The sequence below is a fragment of the Mariniflexile sp. AS56 genome (assembly GCF_030552475.1).
Classification (GTDB): domain Bacteria; phylum Bacteroidota; class Bacteroidia; order Flavobacteriales; family Flavobacteriaceae; genus Mariniflexile.
This window is the reverse complement of sequence record NZ_JAUPED010000042.1, coordinates 1-3,456: the sequence shown is the minus strand read 5'-3', so window position 1 is coordinate 3,456 and position 3,456 is coordinate 1. Positions and strand designations below refer to the sequence as shown.

Annotated in this window: 2 rRNA genes; both read left to right on the top strand. The window is 45.2% G+C overall.

Annotation, left to right across the window (positions count from 1 at the left end):
• Positions 1-221: 221 nt before the first annotated feature.
• A 23S ribosomal RNA gene (locus Q5N74_RS18810) occupies positions 222-3,053 on the top strand.
• A 157-nt stretch (positions 3,054-3,210) separates the two neighbouring features.
• Positions 3,211-3,317: ribosomal RNA gene (gene rrf, locus Q5N74_RS18805) — 5S ribosomal RNA — on the top strand.
• The last annotated feature ends 139 nt before the right edge of the window (positions 3,318-3,456 follow it).

The window sequence follows — 3,456 nt, the reverse complement described above, 5'->3', positions numbered from 1 at the left end:
GTTCATTGACATATTGAAAAAAGATACATGAAAATTAAGATTAAACTTTAAGTTTAGTTTTAAATAATAAATTAGATTAATTAGAATCACCACGAGCGATCTCTAATTAATCAAAAAACGTTTAGTTTACGAGGTGTAAGAAACAATGATTGGTATTTATATTGATTATTCTGACTGAAAATTGTAGACTGAATAGTAACTCATTAAAAAAGCAAAAAGTACAATAAGCTAAATAAGGGCGTATGGGGAATGCCTAGGCTCTCAGAGGCGATGAAGGACGTGATAAGCTGCGAAAAGCTGCGGGGATCAGCACACATGATTTGATCCGCAGATATCCGAATGGGGCAACCCACTATATTGAAGATATAGTATGCAGCAATGCAAGCAAACCCGGGGAACTGAAACATCTAAGTACCCGGAGGAGAAGAAAACAATAGTGATTCCGTTAGTAGTGGCGAGCGAACGCGGATTAGCCCAAACCGGTATTGTTACGGCAATACCGGGGTTGTAGGACCACGATATTCGAAGCAGGATGAATTAGAATACTTTGGAAAAAGTAGCCATAGACGGTGATAGCCCGGTATAGGTAAAGAATGTTTAGATAGTGGTATCCTGAGTAGTGCGGGACACGAGTAATCCTGTATGAAACAGTCGGGACCATCCGATAAGGCTAAATACTCCTGAGAGACCGATAGTGAACTAGTACCGTGAGGGAAAGGTGAAAAGAACCCTGAATAAGGGAGTGAAATAGAACCTGAAACCATACGCTTACAAGCGGTCGGAGCGGCTTCGTGCTGTGACGGCGTGCCTTTTGCATAATGAGCCTACGAGTTACCGTTGCTAGCAAGGTTAAGTGATTAAGTCACGGATCCGTAGCGAAAGCGAGTCTGAATAGGGCGCTTTAGTTAGTAGTGGTAGACGCGAAACCGTGTGATCTACCCATGGGCAGGTTGAAGCTGTAGTAACATACAGTGGAGGACCGAACCGGTTGACGTTGAAAAGTCTTCGGATGACCTGTGGGTAGGGGTGAAAGGCCAATCAAACTCGGAAATAGCTCGTACTCCCCGAAATGCATTTAGGTGCAGCGTTGATTTATAGTTTTATAGAGGTAGAGCTACTGATTGGATGCGGGGGCTTCACCGCCTACCAATTCCTGACAAACTCCGAATGCTATAAAATGTTAATCAGCAGTGAGGGCATGGGTGCTAAGGTCCATGTCCGAGAGGGAAAGAACCCAGACCATCAGCTAAGGTCCCCAAATATATGTTAAGTTGAAATAACGAGGTTGAACTGCTTAGACAGCTAGGATGTTGGCTTGGAAGCAGCCATTCATTTAAAGAGTGCGTAACAGCTCACTAGTCGAGCGGTTCGGCATGGATAATAATCGGGCATAAACATATTACCGAAGCTATGGACTTATATTTATATAAGTGGTAGGGGAGCATTGTAGTGTCGTCGAAGGTGTGATGTGAGTCATGCTGGAGAAGCTACAAAAGAAAATGTAGGCATAAGTAACGATAATGCGGGCGAGAAACCCGCACACCGAAAGACTAAGGTTTCCTCAGCTATGCTAATCAGCTGAGGGTTAGTCGGGACCTAACGCGAACCCGAAAGGGGTAGTGGATGGACAACAGGTTAATATTCCTGTACCTGCTCTCATTAAAAGTGACGGAGGCGTAAATTTGGTGCGAACTGACGGAATAGTTCGTTGAAGCGAGTGGTAACACCGCGATAGTACACTGAGACTTCGGTCAAGGTGATAATCCAGAAAAGCGACTTCCAAGAAAAGCAAGAGAAGCAGCCCGTACCCTAAACCGACACAGGTAGTTGGGATGAGAATTCTAAGGTGCTCGAGAGATTCATGGCTAAGGAATTAGGCAAAATAGACTCGTAACTTCGGGAGAAGAGTCGCCACCCTTCGGGGTGGCCGCAGTGAAAAGGTCCAGGCGACTGTTTATCAAAAACACAGGGCTATGCTAAATTGAAAAATGATGTATATGGCCTGACACCTGCCCGGTGCTGGAAGGTTAAGTGGAGGGTTTAGCTTCGGCGAAGATCTTAAATGAAGCCCCAGTAAACGGCGGCCGTAACTATAACGGTCCTAAGGTAGCGAAATTCCTTGTCGGGTAAGTTCCGACCTGCACGAATGGTGCAACGATCTGGACACTGTCTCAGCCATGAGCTCGGTGAAATTGTAGTATCGGTGAAGATGCCGATTACCCGCTGTGGGACGAAAAGACCCCGTGCACCTTTACTATAGCTTAGTATTGGTTTTGGATAAGTAATGTGTAGGATAGGTGGGAGACTTTGAAGCGGCGTCGCTAGGCGTTGTGGAGTCATTGTTGAAATACCACCCTTTGCTTATCTAGAGTCTAACCCTTGAACAAAGGGGACAGTGCTTGGTGGGTAGTTTGACTGGGGTGGTCGCCTCCAAAAGAGTAACGGAGGCTTCTAAAGGTACCCTCAGCACGCTTGGTAACCGTGCGTAGAGTGCAATGGCATAAGGGTGCTTGACTGAGAGACCTACAAGTCGATCAGGTTGGAAACAAGAGCATAGTGATCCGGTGGTTCCGCATGGAAGGGCCATCGCTCAAAGGATAAAAGGTACGCCGGGGATAACAGGCTGATCTCCCCCAAGAGCTCATATCGACGGGGGGGTTTGGCACCTCGATGTCGGCTCGTCACATCCTGGGGCTGGAGAAGGTCCCAAGGGTTGGGCTGTTCGCCCATTAAAGTGGCACGCGAGCTGGGTTCAGAACGTCGTGAGACAGTTCGGTCTCTATCTACAGTGGGCGTTAGAAATTTGAGTGGATCTGACTCTAGTACGAGAGGACCGAGTTGGACTAACCTCTGGTGTATCTGTTGTTCCGCCAGGAGCATTGCAGAGTAGCTACGTTGGGAAGGGATAAGCGCTGAAAGCATATAAGCGCGAAACCCACCACAAGATGAGATTTCTTTAAAGGGTCGTGGAAGATGACCACGTTGATAGGCTATAGGTGTAAAGGCAGTAATGTCATAGCCGAGTAGTACTAATAACCCATAGGCTTATTGTACGCCTGTTTTTTTATAAAGTTCAATAGATTTATTATGTATAAAGTTCATGTATATTGGTAGAGATACCCTTTTTTCAATATGTTAAGATATTTGTTCATCTATAGGATGAACGCTGAATGCTAAAGGTGTAAAAACCAATAGCGAGCAGCTATGACTTAAGGTGGTTATAGCGACGGGGCTCACCTCTTACCATTCCGAACAGAGAAGTTAAGCCCGTTAGCGCCGATGGTACTGCATTGTGGGAGAGTAGGTCGTTGCCTTTTTTGAAGAGTCTAATTACATTATGTAGTTAGACTCTTTTTTTTGTTTTAAACTCTAGCGAAAACTATCTTATTGTATAAAGTTTAACTAGCTTTTATTAAAAAAACCTGTATTTTATAATGAAGGGCTTTGTTGTGGGGG